The organism is Ornithinicoccus hortensis, assembly GCF_006716185.1.
In the GTDB taxonomy this organism is placed as follows: domain Bacteria; phylum Actinomycetota; class Actinomycetes; order Actinomycetales; family Dermatophilaceae; genus Ornithinicoccus; species Ornithinicoccus hortensis.
Genome location: NZ_VFOP01000001.1, coordinates 3,799,706 through 3,820,252, shown reverse-complemented (window position 1 = coordinate 3,820,252; position 20,547 = coordinate 3,799,706). Strand labels below are relative to the sequence as shown.

The 20,547-nt window shown below is 72.5% G+C and carries 20 protein-coding genes; 11 read left to right on the top strand and 9 right to left on the bottom strand.

The features are described from left to right. Positions 1 to 33 precede the first annotated feature (33 nt). Positions 34 to 1,824: a KAP family P-loop NTPase fold protein gene (locus FB467_RS17830; protein WP_141786291.1), complete on the top strand. Its 1,791-nt coding sequence runs from the start codon at positions 34 to 36 to the stop codon at positions 1,822 to 1,824. Positions 1,825 to 1,850: 26 nt separating this feature from the next. Here the strand turns inward: FB467_RS17830 and FB467_RS19220 are convergent, their stop codons facing one another. Next, positions 1,851 to 2,894, bottom strand: a complete 1,044-nt coding sequence (locus tag FB467_RS19220) for a glycosyltransferase (protein ID WP_228393350.1) — start codon at positions 2,892 to 2,894, stop codon at positions 1,851 to 1,853. On the opposite strand from FB467_RS19220, the gene FB467_RS19215 reads away from it, so the two are divergent. Next, positions 2,889 to 3,959, top strand: coding sequence for a YdcF family protein (locus FB467_RS19215; RefSeq protein ID WP_228393351.1), 1,071 nt, complete (start codon positions 2,889 to 2,891; stop codon positions 3,957 to 3,959). The two genes, FB467_RS19220 and FB467_RS19215, sit on opposite strands and share 6 nt — an antisense overlap. A 9-nt stretch (positions 3,960 to 3,968) precedes the next feature. Here the strand turns inward: FB467_RS19215 and FB467_RS17815 are convergent, their stop codons facing one another. The 3 genes from FB467_RS17815 to FB467_RS19205 form a co-directional block, all read right to left on the bottom strand. Further along, entirely contained in the window at positions 3,969 to 4,496 is a 528-nt protein-coding gene (locus FB467_RS17815; RefSeq protein WP_141786289.1) for an O-acetyl-ADP-ribose deacetylase, read from the bottom strand. Between the two features lie 62 nt (positions 4,497 to 4,558). Further along, positions 4,559 to 4,981 carry a GNAT family N-acetyltransferase gene (locus tag FB467_RS19210; RefSeq protein ID WP_228393352.1) on the bottom strand — a complete coding sequence of 141 codons (423 nt, stop codon included), beginning with the start codon at positions 4,979 to 4,981 and terminating at the stop codon, positions 4,559 to 4,561. Continuing rightward, positions 4,978 to 5,979: a hypothetical protein gene (locus FB467_RS19205; RefSeq protein WP_228393353.1), complete on the bottom strand. Its 1,002-nt coding sequence runs from the start codon at positions 5,977 to 5,979 to the stop codon at positions 4,978 to 4,980. Before FB467_RS19205 ends, FB467_RS19210 begins: the two co-directional genes overlap by 4 nt. Positions 5,980 to 6,095: 116 nt before the next feature. On the opposite strand from FB467_RS19205, the gene FB467_RS19200 reads away from it, so the two are divergent. The 3 genes from FB467_RS19200 (at position 6,096) to FB467_RS17800 (ending at position 7,704) form a co-directional block, all read left to right on the top strand. Continuing rightward, the gene (locus FB467_RS19200; RefSeq protein WP_228393354.1) at positions 6,096 to 6,248 is read left to right on the top strand and encodes a VOC family protein; all 153 of its coding nucleotides are present in this window, start codon (positions 6,096 to 6,098) and stop codon (positions 6,246 to 6,248) included. Between the two features lie 36 nt (positions 6,249 to 6,284). Continuing rightward, complete coding sequence (locus FB467_RS19195; protein WP_228393355.1) at positions 6,285 to 6,446, top strand: VOC family protein; 162 nt, start codon at positions 6,285 to 6,287, stop codon at positions 6,444 to 6,446. A 187-nt stretch (positions 6,447 to 6,633) separates the two neighbouring features. Next, a complete protein-coding gene (locus tag FB467_RS17800) occupies positions 6,634 to 7,704 on the top strand; it encodes an alpha/beta fold hydrolase (protein WP_141786287.1) in 1,071 nt (356 codons plus the stop codon). Between the two features lie 43 nt (positions 7,705 to 7,747). Here the strand turns inward: FB467_RS17800 and FB467_RS17795 are convergent, their stop codons facing one another. Beyond that, positions 7,748 to 8,449, bottom strand: coding sequence for a DsbA family oxidoreductase (locus FB467_RS17795; RefSeq protein ID WP_141786286.1), 702 nt, complete (start codon positions 8,447 to 8,449; stop codon positions 7,748 to 7,750). 79 nt (positions 8,450 to 8,528) lie between these two features. Between FB467_RS17795 and FB467_RS17790 the strand changes: the two genes are divergently transcribed. After that, the gene (locus FB467_RS17790; RefSeq protein WP_141786285.1) at positions 8,529 to 9,266 is read left to right on the top strand and encodes a PIG-L deacetylase family protein; all 738 of its coding nucleotides are present in this window, start codon (positions 8,529 to 8,531) and stop codon (positions 9,264 to 9,266) included. A 45-nt stretch (positions 9,267 to 9,311) separates the two neighbouring features. Here the strand turns inward: FB467_RS17790 and FB467_RS17785 are convergent, their stop codons facing one another. From FB467_RS17785 to FB467_RS17775, 3 genes are read right to left on the bottom strand one after another with little or no spacing between them, the layout of a single operon-like run. Next, entirely contained in the window at positions 9,312 to 10,004 is a 693-nt protein-coding gene (locus FB467_RS17785) for an isochorismatase family protein (protein ID WP_141786284.1), read from the bottom strand. Beyond that, a complete protein-coding gene (locus tag FB467_RS17780; RefSeq protein ID WP_141786283.1) occupies positions 10,001 to 11,872 on the bottom strand; it encodes a hydantoinase B/oxoprolinase family protein in 1,872 nt (623 codons plus the stop codon). The genes FB467_RS17785 and FB467_RS17780 overlap by 4 nt, the downstream gene beginning before the upstream one ends. A 3-nt stretch (positions 11,873 to 11,875) precedes the next feature. After that, on the bottom strand, positions 11,876 to 13,945 hold the full coding sequence (locus tag FB467_RS17775; RefSeq protein WP_141786282.1) for a hydantoinase/oxoprolinase family protein: 2,070 nt from the start codon (positions 13,943 to 13,945) through the stop codon (positions 11,876 to 11,878). 224 nt (positions 13,946 to 14,169) lie between these two features. Here FB467_RS17775 and FB467_RS17770 point away from each other — a divergent pair, with 224 nt between their 5' ends. The 4 genes from FB467_RS17770 to FB467_RS17755 are packed head-to-tail and all read left to right on the top strand — an operon-like array spanning position 14,170 to position 19,557. After that, complete coding sequence (locus tag FB467_RS17770) at positions 14,170 to 15,399, top strand: CaiB/BaiF CoA transferase family protein (RefSeq protein WP_141786281.1); 1,230 nt, start codon at positions 14,170 to 14,172, stop codon at positions 15,397 to 15,399. Further along, complete coding sequence (locus tag FB467_RS17765) at positions 15,396 to 16,340, top strand: beta/alpha barrel domain-containing protein (protein ID WP_141786280.1); 945 nt, start codon at positions 15,396 to 15,398, stop codon at positions 16,338 to 16,340. Before FB467_RS17770 ends, FB467_RS17765 begins: the two co-directional genes overlap by 4 nt. A 39-nt stretch (positions 16,341 to 16,379) precedes the next feature. Next, positions 16,380 to 17,138 (top strand): GntR family transcriptional regulator, encoded by a 759-nt coding sequence (locus tag FB467_RS17760; RefSeq protein ID WP_141786279.1) that lies wholly within the window; start codon positions 16,380 to 16,382, stop codon positions 17,136 to 17,138. Positions 17,139 to 17,148: 10 nt separating this feature from the next. After that, entirely contained in the window at positions 17,149 to 19,557 is a 2,409-nt protein-coding gene (locus FB467_RS17755) for an excinuclease ABC subunit UvrA (protein WP_141786278.1), read from the top strand. Between the two features lie 36 nt (positions 19,558 to 19,593). On the opposite strand, the gene FB467_RS17750 is transcribed toward FB467_RS17755, so the two are convergent. Next, a complete protein-coding gene (locus tag FB467_RS17750; RefSeq protein ID WP_170230822.1) occupies positions 19,594 to 19,977 on the bottom strand; it encodes a DUF2784 domain-containing protein in 384 nt (127 codons plus the stop codon). Positions 19,978 to 20,041: 64 nt separating this feature from the next. Between FB467_RS17750 and FB467_RS17745 the strand changes: the two genes are divergently transcribed. Then, complete coding sequence (locus FB467_RS17745; protein ID WP_141786276.1) at positions 20,042 to 20,542, top strand: flavodoxin family protein; 501 nt, start codon at positions 20,042 to 20,044, stop codon at positions 20,540 to 20,542. Positions 20,543 to 20,547: the final 5 nt, after the last annotated feature.

Here is a 20,547-nt window from a genome sequence, read left to right as displayed (position 1 = left end):
ACTTCACACCTGCACGAGGAAAGGAACCTCACTGTGGACGGAATCGGGATCAGCGACCTGCCCGTCGGGTCGGAGCGGGACGACCAGCTCGGGATCAGCGGCTACGCCGCGGGTCTGGCGGACTTCATCCTGCGCTGCCCCATGCCGATGACCATCGCGGTGCAGGGTGACTGGGGCACCGGCAAGACATCGACGATGTCCTTGGTGCAGGGCCACCTCCGCGACGCCACCGTCGTCTCGTTCAACACCTGGCAGTACTCGCAGTTCGACCTCGGCGAGGACCTCCCCTTCCACCTGCTCCAGACGATCATGACCCGGCTGACGGACGACGGCACGGGCAGGAAGAACGCCTTCCTGCGGAGAGCGTGGCTGGCGACGACGAAGGCCGGCCGGGCGGCGGCCAGCACGTTCAGCCACATCGTCGCCGACCGGATCGGCGGCGACATCGCCTCGACCACGGTGGACGCCTTCGTCGGGAAGCTCCTGGAGACGGGGGACGACCGTGGACCCGCCGGGCTGTTCGAGGAGCTTCGCGAGGAGTTCGCCGAGATCGTCGCGGTCAACAACAGCGCCAAGGGACCAGCGCACCGGACGGTGATCTTCGTCGACGACCTGGATCGGATCCGCCCCACCCGGGCCGTGGAGATCATGGAGATCCTCAAGACGGTGATGGACGTGGACGGATGCGTCTACGTGCTCGCCATCGACTTCAACGTCGTCCGCCAGGGCGTCCGTGACAAGTACGGCCCCGAGTTCGACGAGCGCAAGGCCGCCGCTTTCTTCGACAAGATCATCCAGGTCCCCTTCCACATGCCGGTGTCCTCCTTCGAGATCGAACCGCTGCTGCGGGCGCACAGCGCCGACCTGGGTGAGGACTCGGCCACGGCTGTCGACCTGCTCCGTTCCTCGATCGGACGCAATCCCCGCTCGGTCAAGCGGATCCTCAACGCCGTCGCCCTCAACACGTGCATCCAGGACCACGTCCGGGGCGGGTCCGCACCCCGGCTGAGACCGGTCGAGTTCCTTGGCAGCGCGGCACTGCAGACCGCCTACGCCGGCTTCTACGCCGAGCTGGACGAGAGGGACGCCGACGGCAAGGGCGCGCTCCTCGAGGGCGTGCTCCGGCTCGCGGATGACAGCGGTGACCCGGAGGACCAGGAGCCGTGGGTGACGCACGGCGTCGAGAAGGACCGGTTCGGGGCGTTCCTAGAGTTCATCACGAGGTATGCAGACGCCCTCGACCTCCGCGACGGACAGTCCGTGGACGGTCAGCGCGTCGAGGAGGTCATGCAGATCACCTCCGTCACGATGGGCCACCAGACCCGTGAGCGGGAGCCGGCGATCGCCCGGGTCCTCGACCTGGCCTCCCGGGTGAGCAACCAGCGCGCCCGGATCAGCGACCCGACCGTCCTCGATCGGATAGCGGCGCTGGAGAATGCGGTCCGGGCCGACGTCGGCGAGTTCGTGGCGACGGAGAGCAACTGCTCCTCCCGCTGGCGTTGGTATGCGGTGCGCCCAGGGGGCACCGACAAACCGCGCCGGCGCTTCTGCGAGGTCTCGCTCCCCAGGTCCGGGCGTCCGACGTTCTACGTCGGCAGGGCCAGCTGGCCCAACGCGGACGAGCTCCGGGGACTGGCCGAGGGGCTGGGCTCGGCCGGCTGGGACGTGGTCGTCAGTGAGCGCAGCGACGCGTTGGTGCACGTGAGGGCCGTCTCGCCCGACGCCGACCTGATGCAGCTGCACCCGCTGCTGGTGGCCGCATACCGGGGAGCGGGGGCGAGCCGTGACCACCATGTGGGAGCCGGGTCACCCCGGCGGCCTTAGTAGCTGGTCAGGCCGCCGGGCGCGCATCAGATCAGCTCCGCGAGCATCTCGCCCGCCCGCTGCGCACCGTCGGTCTCCACGGGTATGGCGTGCTCCTCCCGGTGCAGCTCCTTGGCCATCGCGACCGCGAGCGCGTCGGGGTCGCAGGCCTCCTCGTAGTCCACGCAGCGCCCGGCGCCGTAGCGCTCCAGCCGGTGCCGGACGTGGACGTTCTGCTCGAAGTGGTGGCGCAGCGGCACGTAGAGGAAGGGCCGGTCGGCCGCCGCGAGCTCCATGCAGGTGGTCAGCCCGCCCTGGACCACGGCGAGGTCGCAGGCCGCCAGCTGACGGTAGAGCTCGGGCAGGTAGCCGCGATAGCTGACGCCGCGCCGCCGCGGCAGGCCGGCCGGGTCGATGCGTGGCCCCGTGACGACGAGGAAGCGCAGCCCGGGCACCAGCCGGCGGGCGGCGGGCACCGCGTCGAGCACCCGGTGCAGCAACGGCCCGCCGACCCCGGAGCCGCCGACCGTCACGACGCACAGGAGGTCGTCCTCGCCGTAGCCGAGCCGGCGCCGCACCTGCTCGCGCTCCTGCTGCGTCGGCGGCACGAAGCCGGTGACGTAGCCGGCGAAGTCGAAGTTGGCCTCGGTCCACTCCCGGATCCCGGGCAGGCCGGGGCCGAAGGGGAGGTCGACGACGTCCTCGGGGCTGCCCACGAAGATCGACCGGTCGCGGACCCTGCCGTAGCGGGCCCGCTGCTCGATCATCTCGGCGTTGTAGTCGGCGGTCAGGGCGACCTCGTGCTCGCCGCCGTCGGGCATGGGGACCCACCCGACGAAGTCGGTCATCCACGCGAACGCGAACCTCTTCAGCTCGGGGTTCTCGTGCAGGAAGTAGTCGACGTCCCACGCCTCGTCGCCGACGACCAGGTCGTAGCAGCCCTCCTCGACCACGTCCTGGAACACCATGAAGTTGTTGACCAGGATCTCGTCCATCCGGCGGATCGCCTGGAAGGCGTGCAGGTCGTGCTCGTCCGCCTCGTCCTCGATGTGCGCCGACTCGTTGGCCAGCCACGCCGACGCCGGATGCACCGTCTCGCCGGCCTCGTCTTCGTCGACACGCGGGGGATCAGCGGCTATGCGTCCGGCCTGGTGCTGGTCGACGCCCGGGAGCCGGACCTGCGCAGGGGGCTGCGCCAGCGCGGCTCCGACCCGCGGCGGCTGAGCTCGGCCGTGGCCGTCGTCGGCGCAGTGGGCTACCTCGTGGTCTCGGTGGTGCTGACCGTGGTGACGCTGTCCCCCATGGTCGGGGGCGGCCTGGCGGTCCTGCTGGCCGTCGGACTGGTCGTGGCCAACCTGGTGCTCGTCGGCTACCTGGCCTACACCGGGGTGGTCGTGGTCCGCCGCGAGGGCCACGGGCTGGGCAACCTGCTCACCCTCGGGGCGCTGGGTGGCGTGGCCGGGCTGCTGCTCCTGCTCGGGCTGGGGATCGTGCTGTCCTGGAGCTGGCTGGTCATCCCCGCGGTGGCCGGCCTGGCGGTGTCGGCGACGTTCGGCCTGCTGTTGACCGCGTTCGTGGTCTACGGCGCCGTCTATGCCCGGCAGGCGCCGCACCCGGGGATGGACGCCATCGTGGTGCTGGGGTCCAAGGTCTTCGGGGACCGCGTCCCGCCGCTGCTGGCCGCCCGGATCGACCGGGGCCTGGAGATCCTCGGGTCCGAGCAGGAGGCCGGGCGGCGCCCGGTCCTGGTGCTGTCCGGCGGCCAGGGGTCGGACGAGGACGCGCCGGAGGGCGCGGTCATGGCCCGGTACGCCCTGCGCGAGGGGGCCGACGCCGAGCTGGTGCGGGTCGAGGACCGGTCCCGCACCACCGAGGAGAACCTGACGCTGTCCCGGGACCTCCTGTTGGGTGAGGGGCTGGGCACCTCGCTGGTGGTCACCACCAACGACTTCCACGCCTTCCGGGCGGCGATCATCGCCCGGGAGCTCGGCCTGGACGCCCAGGTCGTGGGGGCCCCGACCGCCCGCTACTACTTCCCCTCCGCCGTCCTCCGGGAGTTCATCGCCGTCCTCGCGCGCAGCCCGATCTTCCACGCCGCGGTCGCGGTGGTCGTCGCGCTGGCGGCCGGGGCGCTCGCCTGGCTCGTGGTCCGCTAGCAGCCCGGGTCAGGCCTGCAGCGCGGCCCGGAATGCGTCGTGCACCCGCTGCCCGAACAGCACGAACCGGATGAGTCCCGGCACCGGCTCGCCCCCGTCGACCCGGCCCCGGACCGCGTCGACCGCGACCCGGGCCACCTCGTCGGCGTCCCACCCGTAGACCCCGGCGCTGATCGCCGGGAAGGCGATGCTGCCGGCCCCAAGCTCGGTGGCGACGTCGAGGGAGTGGGTGAAGCAGGCGGCGAGCAGCGCCGGGTCGGTCTGGCCGCGGTGCCGGTTCGGGCCGACGGTGTGGATCACCCAGCGGGCCGGCAGGTCGCCGGCGCCGGTCGCCACCGCCTCACCCACCGGCAGGCCGTCGCGGTAGCGCCCCGCCCGCAGCTCGCGGCACTCCCGCAGGAGGGCCGGCCCCGCGGCGGCGTGGATGGCGCCGTCCACCCCGCCCCCGCCGAGCAGGGAGCTGTTGGCCGCGTTGACGATGGCGTCCAGCCGTTGGGTCGTGATGTCACCCTCGACGGCCTCGATGGTCGGGTCCACGGGGATCACCTCCCGGGAGTCGGTATGCCGTGGCGCCGGACCCCCATCCTCGCACCGGGCCGTCAGCGGAACCGCACGAAGGCCCGGATCCCGGGGTCCATGTCGTGGGCCTCGGTGAACCCGAGGGCCTCGTAGAAGGCCCGTTGGCCGGGCTCGGTGTCGGTGATCAGCACCTGCTGGCGCACTTCGTCGTATGCCGACAGCAGGGTCTGCACGAGCGCCCGCCCGAGGCCGGTGCGCTGGGTGGCGGGCCGGACCAGGATGTCCTGCAGATAGACGATGGTGGCGCCGTCGGAGATCGAGCGGGCCAGCCCGTCGAGGCGGCCGTCGGGGCCGTGGGCGGCGACGAGCCGGTGCGAGCCGGCCAGGGCCTCGTGCAGGGCCACGGGGTCACGGGTGTAGGCCGTCCAGCCGACCGCGTCGTACAGGTCGAGGACCTGGGCGGACTCCAGCTGGGCGGCGGTCACGAACTGGCAGCGGCTCACCCGTCCGAGGGTACGGCGGAGCGGGCCGCCCCGTGCGCGACCCGGGGCCCGGTCGCGCGCAGCGTCCACCACCCGGCCGCGACCAGCAGCAGCGGGATGAGCGTGGCGATCGCGTCGTTGAGGAGCTCGGTGGAGGCGGCGACCTCCTCGTACGGGTCGCTGGTGAACGCGGTGATCGGCCCCACCAGGGCGACCCCGGCCGCCGCCGCGAACCGGTGCCACGGTCCCCATCCCGCGCGCCGCGACCACCGGGTGAGGGTGAGCGCCGCCACGGGCAGCACCACCACGGCCACCGCGACCCCGGCCCAGCTCTCGTGCGGCAGCCAGAACTGGTAGGCCAGGAAGGCCCCGAGCGCCACCAGCCAGGGCGCCGGCGCGGTCCCACCGGTGACGGGCTGGGTGCCCGGGCGCCGGGTCAGCGCCAGCAGCACCAGGACCAGGACCAGCGCGACCGCGAAGCCGGTCTGCGCCGGAGCCGCCTGGAAGCCGTGGCCGTAGTTCTCCTTGACGTCCACGTAGTTGGCCGCCGCGGCCAGGACGTAGAGCAGCGCGACGACGGTGAGCCCCACCCGGCCGAGCCACGGTCGCGGACCCAGGCGCACGGCATACGTCTCGACGAGGGCGATCGGCACGGCCATGCTCACCACCACGTGCCCCACCACGAAGCTCAGCGCGTAGATCCCCGAGATCCCCAGGCCCGGGACGTGGGCGGGCTGGGTGAAGTCGAAGTCGAGGTAGTGCGGGTTGAACATGGACTGGTCCACCACGCCGGCCTGGAGGACCCCGAACGCGCCGGCCAGCAGCAGCATCGTCGGCCAGCCGCGGCCGGTGCGGCGGGCGACCTCGCGGACCAGGAGCGCGGCGCAGCCGTAGAGCGGGTAGAGCAGGCCCACCACCATGTCGGTCAGGCCCAGCCCGCCCCAGGAGAACTCGGCCATCCACGGGGCGAGGAGGTACAGCCCGAGCACGGGCAGGATGCGGAGGCGGAGCGGGTTCACGAGGCACCACCGTAGGCGGCTGGCGGGAGGGGTGCATCGGTCCAAAGCATCTGTCCGGGGGCGACTTTGGTCGAGGTCTGGCAGGATCGGGAGGTCCGCGACAGGCAGGAGCAGCGATGCGCATCACGCGGGTGACGGCCGACCTGAGGGTGCCCGACATCGACTCGGCCCGGACCTTCTACACCGGCTTCCTGGGGCTGGCGACCGAGGAGTTCAACCTGGGCTGGGTGGCCCGCTTCACCTCGCCGGAGACCGGCGCCCACCTGTAGCTGCTCACCCGGGACGCCCGGGCCTCGGAAGACCCGGTGATCTCGGTGCACGCCGAGGACGTCGACGCCGCCTACGCCGAGGCCCGCGAGCTGGGCTACGAGATCGTGCACCCGTTGACCACCGAGGAGTGGGGGGTGCGCCGGTTCTTCGTGCGGGCCCCGGACGGCAACGTGATCAACGTGGTCCAGCACCGGTGAGGCGGCCCGGACCGGATCGACGCCCGGGATCGGCACCTCGGGCCGGCTTCACCCCGGAACCTGGCGCTATCGACCGGGAAGTTTCTGGTACGAAGCGCAGGATTACCGGGTAACCCGATAATCCTGCAGGGGTGGCCGGCTCTAGGCTGGCGGCATACCCCCGGTCCCACTCGATGAGGAGAGTCCGATGGCCCTAGAGAACCCGTTCTACACGCCCGAGGTCCAGGGGGCCTACGAGCTCCACTCGCTCGGCCGGTTCGAGCTCGAGGAGGGCGGGGTGATCCCGGACCTGCAGCTGGCGGTGGCCACTTACGGCGAGCTCAACGAGGCCAAGGACAACGCGATCCTGATCCCGACCTGGTTCTCCGGGACGCACCAGACCTGGGAGTTGGTCTACATCGGGCCGGGGCGGGCGCTGGACCCGGAGAAGTACTTCATCGTCGTGGTCAACCAGATCGGCAACGGGCTGTCCACCTCGCCGCACAACACCGACGGCGAGATCGCGATGTCGAAGTTCCCGGACGTGCGGATCGGGGACGACGTGCGTGCCCAGGAGCAGCTGCTGCGCGAGGTCTTCGGGATCGAGCGACTGGCGCTGGTCGTCGGCGGGTCGATGGGTGCGCAGCAGACCTGGGAGTGGGCGGTGCGCTTCCCGGACAAGGTGCTGCGCGCCGCCCCGATCGCCGGCACGGCCCAGAACACCCCGCACGACTTCCTGTTCACCCAGACGCTGCTGGACGCGATCACCTCGGACCCGGGCTGGAACGGCGGGGAGTATGCCGACCACGCGGACGTGGTGGCGGGGCTGGCCCGGCACGCCGACATCTGGGCGGTGCTGGGTCTGTCGACGGAGTTCTGGAAGACCGAGTTCTGGCGCGGCATCGAGCTGCCGGACGTCACCTGGGACACCTTCGAGGAGTTCCGCGACCGGTTCATCCGCGCCGTCTTCACCGCGATGGACCCCAACGCGCTGCTGGTGATGGGGTGGAAGTGGCAGCGCGGCGACGTCGCCCGCAACACCGGCGGCGACCTCGCCGCGGCGCTCGGGCGGGTCACCGCCAAGGTCTTCGTGATGCCGCACGACGAGGACATGTTCTTCCCGCCGCGGGACTGCGCCGCCGAGCAGGCGCTGACGCCGAACAGCGAGCTGCGGGTGCTGCACACGGTCGCCGGCCACTTCGGGCTGTTCGGCTTCGAGGAGTCCTACCTGGCCGAGGTCGACTCTCACCTCACGGAGCTGCTGGCCACCCCCGTCTGATCGTCGCGTGCGGGGGAGGCGCCGCGGGGGTCCGCGAAGGGCGTCACACCGCGCAGGAGTCGCCCTCGCACGCCTCGCCATCGGCCGCGTCGCCCACCATCTGCAGCGGGTTGGCGGTGGCCCACGCCTGGTCCAGGACGCGGGTGAAGACCTCCACCGGCTGGGCGCCGGAGACGCCGACGGCCTCGGCGAGCACGAAGAAGGGCACCCCGCGCGCGCCGTAGGCGCGGGCCTGGTCGATGTCGGCCCGGACGGCGTCGGCATACTCCTGGCCGGCGAGCACCTCGCGGACCCGGGACTCCTCCAACCCGACCTCGGTGGCCAGGCGGACCAGCACCTCCGGGTCGTTGACCGGCTCGTTGTCGGTGAAGTGCGCCTTCATGAACCGCTCGTGGGCGGCGTCGCCGAGGCCCTGCTCGGCGGCCAGGTGGATCACCCGGTGGATGTCGAAGGTGTTGCCGGTCCGGGTGGTCTCCAGGTGGTACTCCAGGCCGACACCGGCCGCCTGCTGCTCCAGCGCCTGCTGGTTGGCGCGGGCCTGCTCGACCGACATGCCGTACTTGCGGGCCAGCATCTGGCTGGACGGCTCGGTGACCTCGGCGGGGGCCGACGGGTCGAGCTGGAAGCTGTGCCACACGACCTCGACCTGGTCGCGGTGCGGGAACTGCTCCAGGGCGAGCTCGAGGTGGCGCTTGCCGATGTAGCAGAACGGGCACACGATGTCGGACCAGATGTCGATCTTCATGCCGGGGGAACCGCTGCACCCTCCGGGGCATTCCCGCGGGGGACGGGCGGCCCTCGCCGGGTGCGGGTAGCGTCGTGGTGTGACCACCCCCACGAACCCCCGCCAGGTCCAGGAACTCACCGACGCCTTCGAGCGGGTGCTGTGCGTCGTCGCGCACCCGGACGACATCGAGTACGGCACCTCGGCCGCCGTCGCCAAGTGGATCGCGGCTGGCGCCGAGGTGCACTACTTCCTGCTCACCCGGGGGGAGGCGGGGATCGACACGATGAATCCGGACGAGGCGGCCGCGGTCCGGGAGCAGGAGGAGCGGGCCTCCGCGGCCGTCGTCGGGGTGAGCGAGGTCCGGTTCGGCACCCACCGTGACGGCGTGGTCGAGCCGGGGCTCGCGCTGCGCCGCGACATCGCGCGGGAGATCCGGCGGTCCCGCCCGGACCTGGTCGTCGGCACGCCGTTCGCGCTGACCTTCGGGCCCGGGGCGCTCAACCAGGCCGACCACCGCGCCGTCGGTGTCGAGACGCTCGACGCCTGCGCGGCCGCCGGCAACCGGTGGATCTTCCCCGAACTGGTGCAGGAGGGGCTCGAACCCTGGCACGTGCCCACCATCGTGGTGCCCTCGCCGCGGGACGGGAGCCACTACATCGACGTCACCGGGTACCTCGACGCGGCGGTGGCCTCCCTGGAGGAGCACCGTGCCTACAACGACGCGCTGCCCGAGGACTTCCCCAAGCCCCCGCGGCTGCTGCAGCAGATCCTCGGCGGTGGGAAGGAGACGACGGGGGTCGAGCACAGCCTGCTGGTGGACGTCTACCGCCGCTGAGCCGCGCGGACCTTCCCACCGCCGCGCCGGTCCGGACGGGGCGGGTCAGTCCGCCCGGCCGGTGCCGGAGAGGTATGCCGTGGTGTCGGCGAGCGAGACGACCTCGGCATACTTCGCCTGCAGGTCGTAGAGGGACGCCTCGTGCACCGCCGGCTCGCGGTCGCCGACCGCCTCGCGCACCACGAGCGGGACGAAGCCGTGCTGGAGCGCGTCGACGGCGCTGGCCCGGACGCAGCCGCTGGTGCTCACGCCGAGGACCACGACGGTGTCCACCCCCATGGACTGGAGGGTGGAGGCCAGCGAGGTGCCGAAGAAGGCGCTGGCGTACTGCTTGACCACCACCGGCTCGCCGGGGAGCGGGGCCACCTGGGGCATCGGCCGGCCCAGGTCGGTGTCCCCGATCAGCAGCCGGAGGGCCGGCACCTTGCGCAGGAACACACCGCCGTCGACACCGTCGGGGCCGTAGCGCACGACCGTGTGGATGACCGGCACCCCCGCCTCCCGTGCGCTGGACAGGACCTCCGCGGCGGCCCGGACGCACCCGTCGTCGGGCAGGCAGAACGGACTGCCCGGCTCGAAGTAGGCGCGCATCAGGTCGACGGCGAGGACGGCAGGGCGTCGGCCGGGCGACAGCGACCCGGCGAATCCCTCCGCGAACGCCTCGGAGACAGGAGCGGCGTCGCGGTCCGTGCCGTCGGGGCCCGCCGCGGAGGTCCTGTGGTGGGGGTGTCCGGTCACAGCGGTCTCGGTGCGGTGGGGGCGGGCAGTCCGGTCTCCTCCTGGGCGGTGCGCAGGATCGTCTCCAGGTCGGGGCCCTTGTCGAACAGCGGCAGGTCGCCGGTCCGGCCGGACCGGATCTGGGTGCGCAGCGCGTCGGTGGCCGCCGCGTCGACCGTGCCGGCCTCGTCGCAGACCACGCCGTAGCGCCGGGCGCCCTCCGGGGAGATCAGGCCGCGCCGCACCTCCAGCGCCACCAGGTCGGCGTCCCGCTCTACCGGGTCGCCCCACCCGCCACCGCCCCAGGTGACGAAGTGCAGCACGTCGTCGCGGTGCACCTCGACGTCGTGTACCTTGCTCGGCAGCACCTCCCGTGTGCCGTCGGCCCGCTCGATCCACTTGGTGCCGCGCGCGCCGGGCTCGCCGCCCAGGACGCCCCACGGGTAGGTGAGCCAGCGGTCGTCGTGGATCGCGATGGTGCCCGGCTCCAGGAAGCGGTAGGAGACGTCGACCCCGTTGCCCCCGCGGTGCAGCCCGGCGCCGCCGGTGTCGGTCACCGTCTCCCAGCGGTCGATCCGCAGCGGGTAGTAGGACTCCAGGTACTCGCAGGGGATGTTGACGAACGAGGGCCACAGCGAGTGGCCGTCGGGGCCGTCGCCGACCGGTCGGCCGGGGATGCCGCCGAAGCCGATCGAGTACAGCTGGAACCACTCGCCCTTGCGCTCGCCCTCGGAGTAGTTGCCCGAGTACATGAAGTGCGGGGAGGAGGAGAACCCGGCGCCGTTGAGCAGGTCCGGGTTGGACTGGCCGAGCAGGCCGCCGAACAGGTCGAACAGCCGGCCGATGCCGTGGTTGCGGCCGTTCAGCGCCGCCGGGTACTTCGGCTTCCAGAAGGACTCTTCGGGGATGTTGACGTCCACCAGCGGGTAGTAGCCGTCGTTCCACAGGATCTGCGGGTCGGCGACGGTGATCATGTAGATGCCGAAGAACATCCGGATCAGGTTCTCGTTGATGTAGTAGTTGATCGGGCCCTCGGCCTGCGGGCTGCTCCCGGCCAGGTCGATCAGCACCTTGTCTCCGGTGCGGGTGATCGTCATGGTCAGCTCGAACGGGCCGTTGCCCCGGCCGTCGTCGTCGATGTAGTCGGTGAAGGACAGCGGCTTGCCCTCCTCGAAGACCATCGCCAGCAGCGTCTTCATCGCCCGGTAGTTGCGGTCGAGCAGGGCCTCCAGCGCCGAGGTGTAGGTGTCGGCGCCGAACCTGGCGCACATCTCCTGGACCCGGCGGGACGCGGTGCGGCAGGCGGCGACGATGCCGTTGAGGTCGGCCCGGTTCCAGTCGGGCTTGCGGACCTGGTTGAGGATGATCCGCAGAGCGTCCTCGTCCAGCTGCCCCTTCTTGTAGAGCTTGAAGGGTGGGATCACCACGCCCTCCTCGAAGATGGTCCGCGCGTCGGTCGGCATCGAGGCGGGAGTCTTGCCGCCGACGTCCGACATGTGCCCGAACTGCGAGGCCCACCCGACGATCCGGCCCTCGAAGTAGATCGGCATGACGACCAACCAGTCGTTGGCGTGGCTGATCGCCGCACCACACGAGTAGGGGTCGGACGTCATCAGCACGTCGCCCTCCTCGATGGTGCCCTCGAAGTTGTCGAGGAAGTCGGGGATGGACAGCCCGAACTGACCGACCACCATCTTGCCCTCGGGGTCACCGATCAGCGGGAACTCGTCGTGCTGCTCCCGGATGCCGGGGGAGAGCGCCGTGCGGAAGAGCACCTCGTCCATCTCGTAGCGGGCGCTGCGCAGCCCGTTCTCGATCAGGTCGAGGGTGACCACGTCGACGTCTACCCTGGGCAGGGGCTCGGTCACGGTCTGGAGCAAGTCGGCCATGGGTCAGTCCTTCGCGGCGGAGTCGGTGGGGCGGATGAGCAGGCTGCCGCTGGGGTGCACGGTGGCGGCGTGCCCGGGGAGCACGAGCGTGGTGGAGTCCATCTCGGCGATCACGGCCGGGCCGGTGACCACGTTGCCGGCCAGCAGCTTGGCGCGGTCGTAGATCGTCGCCTCGACCTCCTGGCCCTCGACCCACAGCTGGTGGGTGCGCCGGGCGGCCGCCGACGGGTCGGGCCCGCCCTCGTCCAGCACGGTGGCGGCCATCTCCGGGCGGGGGCCGCTCACGGTGGCGCGGGCGGTCACCAGCTCGTGCTCGTTGGACAGCAGGAAGTTGAACAGCCGGTCGTGCTCGGCGTCGAAGGCCGCGCGCAACGTGTCCAGCGCGGGACCGTCCAGGTCCGCGGCGTCGATCGTCACGGGGATCTCGAAGCCCTGCCCGTGGTAGCGCAGGTCCACCGCGAAGCTGGTGGTCAGCTCCTCCTCGGACAGACCCGCCTCGAGCAGCGAGGTCCGGGCCTGTTCGGCCAGGCCGTGCAGCAGCGAGCGCAGCTCCTCGTCGGTGAGTTCGCCGAACCGGCGGATCAGGGTCTGCACCGCCTCGTCCCGCATGCTCGTCGTGGCGTCGCCGTACGCGGCGAGGACGCCGGGGGAGGGCGGGATGATGACCGGCCAGGCGCCGGTGAGCACCCCGAGCGCGTTGGCGTGCAGCGGGCCGGCCCCGCCGAAGGCCATCAGGGCGAAGTCGCGCGGGTCGAAGCCCTGCTGGGTGGAGACCAGCTTGAGTGCCCCGTAGATGTTCTCGTTGACGATGTCGTAGATGCCCTCGGCCGCGGCCTGCACGGACGGCAGGCCGGTCGCGTCGCCGATCGCCTTCACGGCGGCGTGCGCCGCCTCGACGTCGAGGCTGATCTCGCCGCCGGCCAGTTCCTGCGGCAGGTAGCCCAGCACGACGTCGGCGTCGGTCACCGTCGGCTCCGTGCCGCCGTGCCCGTAGGAGGCGGGACCGGGGACGGCGCCGGCGGACTGGGGGCCGACGCGCAGCGCCTGGGTCAGCGGTGGCACGTGCGCGATCGAGCCGCCACCGGCGCCGACCGTGCGCACGTCGAGCGAGGTGGCGCGCACGGTCAGGTCGCCGACGTTGGTCTCGCGGCCGACCCGGGGCGTCAGCCCCTGCACCAGGGCGACGTCGGTCGAGGTGCCGCCCATGTCGAAGGTGAGGATGTCCTCGAAGCCGGCCTGCTCGGCGACCCAGGCTGCGCCGGTGACCCCGCCCGCGGGACCGGAGAGCAGCAGCGACACGGGGCTGTCCGCGGCGACCGCGGCGGAGACCAGGCCACCGTCGCTGCGCAGGATGGACAGGTCCGCGTCCAACCCGGAGCCGTGCAGCTGGCCCTCCAGGTTGCGCACGTAGCGGGCCACCTGGCCCTGGACGTAGGCGTTGGCCACGGTGGTCAGGGTGCGCTCGTACTCGCGCAGCTCGGGCAGGACCGCCGAGGACCGGGAGATCGGGATGTCGCCGAGGATCTCGGCGGCCAGCTCGGCCACCCGGACCTCGTGCCGGTCGTTGGCGTAGGCGTTGATGAAGCTGATGCTCAGCGCCTCGATGCCCTGGTCGCGCAGCCTGGTCAGCTGGGCCCGGGCGTCGTCCTCGTCCAGCTCGGTGACGACCTCGCCGTCGCTGCCGACCCGCTCGGTCACCTCGACGGTGTCCTCCAGCGCGGCCAGCGGCTCCGGCTTGGGCCAGATGATCCAGCCGGCCAGCCCGCCGGGGACGAAGGAGCGGGCGATCTGCAGGATCTGCCGGAACCCGCGGGTGGTGACCAGGCCGACCCGCGCGCCCTTCTGCTCCAGGATCGCGTTGGTCGCGACCGTGGTGCCGTGCAGCACCGCGCGGACCTCGTCCGTGCCCACCCCGGCCGTGCGGCAGACCGCCTCGATCCCGCGCAGGACGCCGATCGACTGGTCCTCCGGGGTGGAGGAGGTCTTCTCCCGGAAGGACTCCCCGGTCTCCTCGTTGATGAGCAGGATGTCGGTGAAGGTGCCACCCACGTCCACGCCGAGCCGAAAGGTCATGGGTCCTCCTCAGACGGCGCGCGGCGGCGCCGGGAACGGGTCATCGGTCACGGGTCTGACTGGCGCCCACGCTAGGGCGGACCGGTCCACCCGTCAAGGGGTCTGCATACAATCATTCAAGAATCTGGGACACAAGGGTTGAGAATCCGAGATTCTTCTGTCACATTGCATGCAATAGATCGCGCAATCGTCGTTGCCCGCGCCCACCACAAGGAGCCGCCACCGTGACCACCGCACCCGAGCCACCGCAGCCCGAGCCCGCCGGATCCGGCCCGCTGGAGGGCCTGCGGGTCGTCGAGGTCGGCCAGCTGCTGGCCGGTCCGTTCTGCGGTCAGCTCCTCGGGGACCTGGGCGCCGACGTGGTCAAGATCGAGGACCCGAGCCGCGGCGACCCGCTGCGCCAGTGGGGCCGGGAGCTGCCGAAGGGGCAGTCCCTCTGGTGGTCGGTCGTGGGACGCAACAAGAAGTCGGTCACGCTGAACCTGCGCGAGCCGGAGGGGCAGGACATCGCGCGGTCGCTGATCGCCGGCGCGGACGTGCTGGTGGAGAACTTCCGGCCGGGGACCATGGAGCGCTGGGGGATGGGGTACGAGGCGCTGCGCGAGCTGAACCCCGGTCTGGTGATGGTCCGGGTCTCCGGCTTTGGGCAGGACGGGCCGTATGCCGAGCGGCCGGGCTACGGCGCGATCGGGGAGGCGATGGGTGGGCTGCGCTACGTCGTGGGCGACCCCAGCACCCCGCCGTCCCGGATGGGCATCTCGATCGGTGACACGCTGGCCGCGATGTTCGCCACGATCGGTGCCCTGGCCGCGCTGCGCGAACGCGACGTCAGCGGCCGCGGTCAGATGGTGGACTCCGCGATCTACGAGGCGGTGCTGGGCGTGATGGAGTCGCTCGTGCCGGAGTGGCAGCTGACCGGCTACCAGCGGGAGCGGACCGGCGCGGTGCTGCCCAAGATCGCCCCGAGCAACGTCTACCCGACCAAGGGCGGGACCTGGATGCTCATCGCGGCCAACCAGGACACCGTCTTCGCCCGGCTCGCCGCGGCCATGGGCCGGCCGGACCTGGCGACCGACGAGCGATACGCCACCCACCTGGCGCGAGGTGAGCGGCAGGTCGAGCTGGACACGCTGATCGGGGAGTTCACCTCCGAGCTCGAGGCCGAGGAGCTGGAGGCGCTGCTGGTCGAGCACTCAGTGCCGCACGGCAAGATCTTCCGCCCGGTCGAGATGCTGGCCGACCCGCAGTTCGCCGCCCGCGAGTCGATCACCGAGGTGGACCACCCGGTCCTCGGCGGCCTCAAGATGCAGAACGTCTTCCCCCGGCTGTCCCGCACCGCCGGCGGGGTCCGGTGGCCGGGTGCCCCGCTCGGGGAGCACACCGAGGAGGTGCTCGCCGAGGTCGGCATCGCCGCCGACCGTCTCGCCGACCTGAGGGAGCGGGGGCTGGTATGACGACGCACGCCCTGCCCGACTCCGTGCGCCTGGTCGAGGTGGGGCTGCGCGACGGGCTGCAGGCCGTGCCCGAGCCGTTGCGCACCGAGGACAAGGTCGAGCTGGTCCGCCTGCTGATCGCCGCGGGCGTCACCGAGATCGAGGCCGTGTCCTTCGCCCACCCCAAGGTGTTGCCCCAGCTCGCCGACGCCGCGGAGGTGATGGCGGCGGTCCCGCGCCCGGACGGCGTGCGCTACCGCGGCCTGGCGCCCAACCTGCGCGGCGCCCAGCGCGCCGCCGACTGCGGGCTGGACGAGGTCGTGGTCGTCGTGTCCGCGGACGAGGAGGTCAGCCGGCGCAACCAGCGGCGGGGCACCGCCGAGCTCCTCGCCGAGTTGCCCGAGGTGGCCCGTGTCGTGCAGTCCGCCGGGGCGCGCCTCGTGGTGGCCGTGGCCTGTTCCTTCTTCGCCCCCGCCCGCGGCCCGGTGCCGCGCGCCGAGCGGGAGCGGGTCGTCGACGCGGCCGTGGACGCGGGGGCCGCCGGGGTCTACCTGGCCTGCACCTCCGGGCAGGAGCACCCCGGCGAGGTCTTCGCCGGCGTCACCGAGACCCTCGCCCGGCACCCGGACCTGGAGGTCGGTGTGCACCTGCACAACCGCAATGGGTTCGCCCCCGCCAACGCGCTCGCGGCACTGGCCGCCGGGGCGACCTGGTTGGAGGCCTCGTTCGCCGGCCTCGGCGGCGACCTGTGGTTCCCCGGCGACCCTACGGTCCTGGGCAACGCGCCGATGGAGGATCTGGTCCACCTCTGCGACAGCCTGGGCATCCGCACCGGAATCGACCTCACGGCATACCTGGCTGTGGTAGAACGCAGCGTGGAACTGACCGGCATACCGTCCACGTCGTTCGTGACGCGCGGCGGCAGCCGGGCCGACCTGGCCGGCGCGCGCTGGCCGGACTGACCCAGCGGGCCCCGGCCCGCCGACCCGAAGGGGGAGCGCATGTCGCAACCGCGAGCCGGCGAGTCCGCGGAGCCCACCTCGGGCGACGCCTCTGACCGGGTGTATGCCGAGCTGCTCGCCCAGATCTCCGAGGGGCGGTTCGAGGCCGGTGAGCGGCTCTTCGAGCAGGCGCTGGCCCGCGACCTCGGGGTGAGCCGCACCCCGGTGCGGGACGCGTTGAAGCGGCTCGCTGCCGAGGGGCTGGTCGACGCCACCCCCAACAAGGGCGCCCAGCTGGTGTCCTTCACCCCCGAGGACACCGCGGCCCTCTACGACATCCGGGCGCACTTCGAGCCGGTCGCCTGCCGGCTGGCGGTGCCCGGGCTCGGGGAGGAGGACCTGGCCGAGCTCGAGGACCTGAACGCCCGGATGCAGGAGGTCGTCCGGGGCGGGCAGGACCCGGCCGGGCTCACCGCGCTGAACAACGCCTTCCACGCCGTCTTCGTCGAGCGCTGCGGCAACCGGCACCTGGCGATCGCGCTGCAGGCGCTGTTCCGGCCCGCCATCGTGACCCGGACCTTCCGGCAGTACGACCCCCGCTCCCTCGAGCGCTCGATGCAGCACCACCAGGAACTGGTCGAGGCCGCCCGCGCCGGCGACGGGGAGTGGGCCGAGGCCGTCATGCGCTCCCACATCCTGGCCGCCCGGCACGCGACCGGGCACCCCAGCGAGCCGGACCCCAACGACCCGGGCCCCCACGAGCCGGGCCCCCACGACCCGGGGCCGAGCGACCCGGACGGGGGCGGCGACGGGGTGTGAGGATGGGTCGGTGACCATCCACGTCCACGGTGCCCGGCTGCACAACCTGCGCGACGTCGACGTCGAGATCCCGCGGGACCGGCTCGTGGCGATCACCGGGATCTCCGGGTCGGGCAAGTCCTCGCTGGCGTTCGGGACGGTCCACGGGGAGGCGCAGCGGCGCTACTTCGACTCGGTCGCGCCGTTCGCCCGGCGGCTGATCCACACCGCGATCGACCCGCAGGTGCGGGACATCACCGGCCTGCCGCCGGCGGTCGCCCTCGAGCAGCGGCAGGCCGCGCCGTCCAGCCGCTCCACCGTAGGCACGATCACCACCACCGGCAACACCCTGCGGATGCTGTGGTCGCGGTGCGGGGACTACCCCGAGGACGTCGCGCCGATGGACTCCGACCACTTCTCGCCGAACACGGCGGTCGGCGCCTGCCCGGAGTGCTCCGGCCTCGGGGTGGTCCACCGGCCCACCGAGGCCTCGATGGTGCCCGACCCCGACCTGTCGATCGCGCAGGGGGCCATCGCCGCCTGGCCCGGTGCCTGGCTGGGCAAGAACTACCGCGACATCGTGGCCACCCTCGGCCACAACATCCATGCACCGTGGCGCGAGCTCCCGCAGGAGAGCCGGGACTGGATCCTGTTCACCGACGAGCAGCCGGTGGTCACCGTCGTGGCCGACCGGGACCCCGAGCGGATCCACCGGCCCTACCAGGGGACTTACTCCAGCGCCGCCCGCTACCTGATGCGCACGCTGAGCGAGACCAAGAGTGCCACCCAACGGGCCCGGGCGCTGCGGTTCGTGCAGACCTCGCCGTGTCCGCTCTGTGCGGGCCGCCGGCTCGGACCGGACGCGCTGCGGGTCACCTGGCAGGGGATGGCGATCGACGAGGCGCAGCACCGGCCGGTCGCCGACCTGCTGCCGGTCCTGCGCTCCCGGCTGGCGGACCTGCCGGAGGACGGCACCGCCACGGAGGCCGCCGAGCGGATGCTGCTGACCGACCTGACGGGGCGGCTCGACGTCCTGCTCACCCTCGGGCTCGGCCACCTCGACCTGGGCCGTCCCACACCGTCGGTCTCGACCGGGGAGCTGCAGCGGCTCCGGCTGGCGACGTCGCTGCGCTCCGGGCTGTATGGCGTGGTGTACGTCCTCGACGAACCCTCCGCCGGGCTGCACCCCCGCGACGTCGAACCGCTCCTGGCAGTGCTCCGCGGCCTGGTCGAGGCCGGCAACTCGGTGCTCGTGGTCGAGCACGACATGGCCGTGGTCGGCGCCTGCGACTGGGTGGTCGACGTGGGCCCGGGCGCGGGGACGCAGGGCGGCCACGTCCTCTACTCCGGGCCGGTCGACGGGTTGGCCGACGTTGCCGGGTCGGTCACCGCCCGCTACCTGGCGCAGCCGGTCCACCCGCGCGAGGTCCGTGCCGACGGCCCCGGGACCGCGGCCGGGCCACGCGAACCCTCCGGGTGGCTCACCGTCTCCGGCCTGTCCGCCCACAACCTGCAGCAGCTGGAGGTCCGGGTGCCGCTGCGGGCCTTCACCACCGTCACCGGGGTGTCCGGGTCGGGCAAGACCACCCTGCTGCACGGCATACACGATGCCGTCGGCGACCGACTGGCCCGCGTGGAGGACCAGCCGGATCCCGACGAGCCCACCGACGACGGGGGGAGCGTCGGGTTGGCGTCGGCGCAGGGGGAGGGGCGCCCGACCCGGCTGGTGCCGATCACCCAGAAGCCGATCGGCCGGACGCCGCGGTCCAACCTGGCGACCTACACCGGGCTGTTCGACCACGTGCGCAAGCGGTTCGCGCAGACCGACGCGGCCCGGGAGCGCGGCTTCACCGCCGGTCGGTTTAGCTTCAACACCGCCGCCGGGCGCTGTGAGACCTGCCAGGGGGAGGGTGCCGTGGCGGTCGAGCTGCTGTTCCTGCCCGGGACCTACTCCACCTGCCCGACCTGCGGCGGTGACCGCTACAACCCGGAGACGCTCGAGGTCACCTGGGAGGGCCGGACCATCGCCGACGTGCTCCGGCTCACCGTCGACGAGGCGCTGCCGGTGTTCGACGGCGAGCCCCCGGTCCGGCGCGCGCTCGCCGCCCTGCAGGCCCTGGGGCTGGGCTACCTGACCCTCGGGCAGCCTGCGACCGAGCTGTCCGGCGGCGAGGCGCAGCGGATCAAGCTGGCCACCGAGCTGCAGAAGGAGCGTCGTGCGGCGACCCTCTACCTGCTGGACGAGCCGACCTCGGGCCTGCACCCGGCGGACGTGCACCGGCTGCTCGCGACGCTGCACGCGCTCGTGGACGCGGGGCACACCGTGGTCGTCGTCGAGCACGACCCCGCCGCGCTGGCCACCTCGGACTGGACCATCGAGCTCGGCCCCGGCGCGGGCGCCGACGGTGGCCGGGTCGTCGCGGCCGGACCGGGGACCTGAGCCGCGACCCGGTCGATCCCGTGGCCGCGGGGCCGGTCAGCGCAGGGCGAGCCCGACCCAGGACGGGATGACCAGGGCCAGCAGCATCCAGGGCATCGCCGGCTTCCACGACGCCGGGAAGACCACCCCGGTGAGGTAGTGGTCGATGAAGCCGGTCCGCGTCAGCGCCGGCCACCCGCCGCGCAGCCGGGCCCAGTCCTCCAGCACGGTCAGCGGGCACTCCAGGTCCCGGACCTGACCGGCGACAGCCCAGGCGAGGGCCGGCAGGTGCAGCCACACCACCCACGGCTGCCACCAGGCCAGGTAGCCGCCGAAGACCGCCAGCACGACGAAGCCGAAGTGCGTCAGCACCGTCGCCACGGCGACCACCCGGTAGGGCAGCCGGGCGGCACGATGGGGCGCGGTGGGCGTCACGGACACGGGACAAGCGTACTGAGCGCGGGGCCCCTCCCGGTCCTCCTCGACAGCCCGTAGCCTGAGGCGCATGACCCGGCCCCAGGACCCCGCGACGCAGCCCGTCGCCGACCGGAGGCGGCTGCTCGTGGTGCACCACACCCCGTCCCCGGGGATGCAGGCGCTGCTCGAGGCCGCGCTCGCCGGGGCGCGCGACGAGGAGATCGAGGGCGTGGACGTGGTCGTGCGGCCGGCCCTTACCGCCTCGGCCGTGGACGTCCTGGAGGCCGACGCCTACCTGCTCGGCACGCCGGCCAACATCGGCTACATGTCGGGGGCGCTGAAGCACTTCTTCGACCAGATCTACTACCCGTGCCTGGATGCGACCCGGGGCCGCCCGTATGCCGTGTACGTCCACGGGAACGAGGGCCTGGAGGGTGCCGTGCGGGCGATCGGGAGCATCGCCTCGGCGCTCGGCTGGGATGCCGTCGCCCCGCCGCTGGAGGTGACCGGGCAGCCGGACCGGCAGGCCCTGGCGGCGTGTCAGGAACTCGGGGCGGTGCTGGCCGCCACCGTCATGCCGGAGGGCTGAGCCCC

What these genes read in the sequence shown, in the direction of transcription:
- FB467_RS19215 (WP_228393351.1), top strand. Translation starts at nt 2,889, where the DNA reads ATGCACCGTCTCGCCGGCCTCGTCTTCGTCGACACGCGGGGGATCAGC.
- FB467_RS19200 (WP_228393354.1), top strand. Translation starts at nt 6,096, where the DNA reads ATGCGCATCACGCGGGTGACGGCCGACCTGAGGGTGCCCGACATCGAC.
- FB467_RS17800 (WP_141786287.1), top strand. Translation starts at nt 6,634, where the DNA reads ATGGCCCTAGAGAACCCGTTCTACACGCCCGAGGTCCAGGGGGCCTAC.
- FB467_RS17795 (WP_141786286.1), bottom strand. Translation starts at nt 8,449, where the DNA reads ATGAAGATCGACATCTGGTCCGACATCGTGTGCCCGTTCTGCTACATC.
- FB467_RS17780 (WP_141786283.1), bottom strand. Translation starts at nt 11,872, where the DNA reads ATGGCCGACTTGCTCCAGACCGTGACCGAGCCCCTGCCCAGGGTAGAC.
- FB467_RS17775 (WP_141786282.1), bottom strand. Translation starts at nt 13,945, where the DNA reads ATGACCTTTCGGCTCGGCGTGGACGTGGGTGGCACCTTCACCGACATC.
- FB467_RS17765 (WP_141786280.1), top strand. Translation starts at nt 15,396, where the DNA reads ATGACGACGCACGCCCTGCCCGACTCCGTGCGCCTGGTCGAGGTGGGG.
- FB467_RS17760 (WP_141786279.1), top strand. Translation starts at nt 16,380, where the DNA reads ATGTCGCAACCGCGAGCCGGCGAGTCCGCGGAGCCCACCTCGGGCGAC.
- FB467_RS17745 (WP_141786276.1), top strand. Translation starts at nt 20,042, where the DNA reads ATGACCCGGCCCCAGGACCCCGCGACGCAGCCCGTCGCCGACCGGAGG.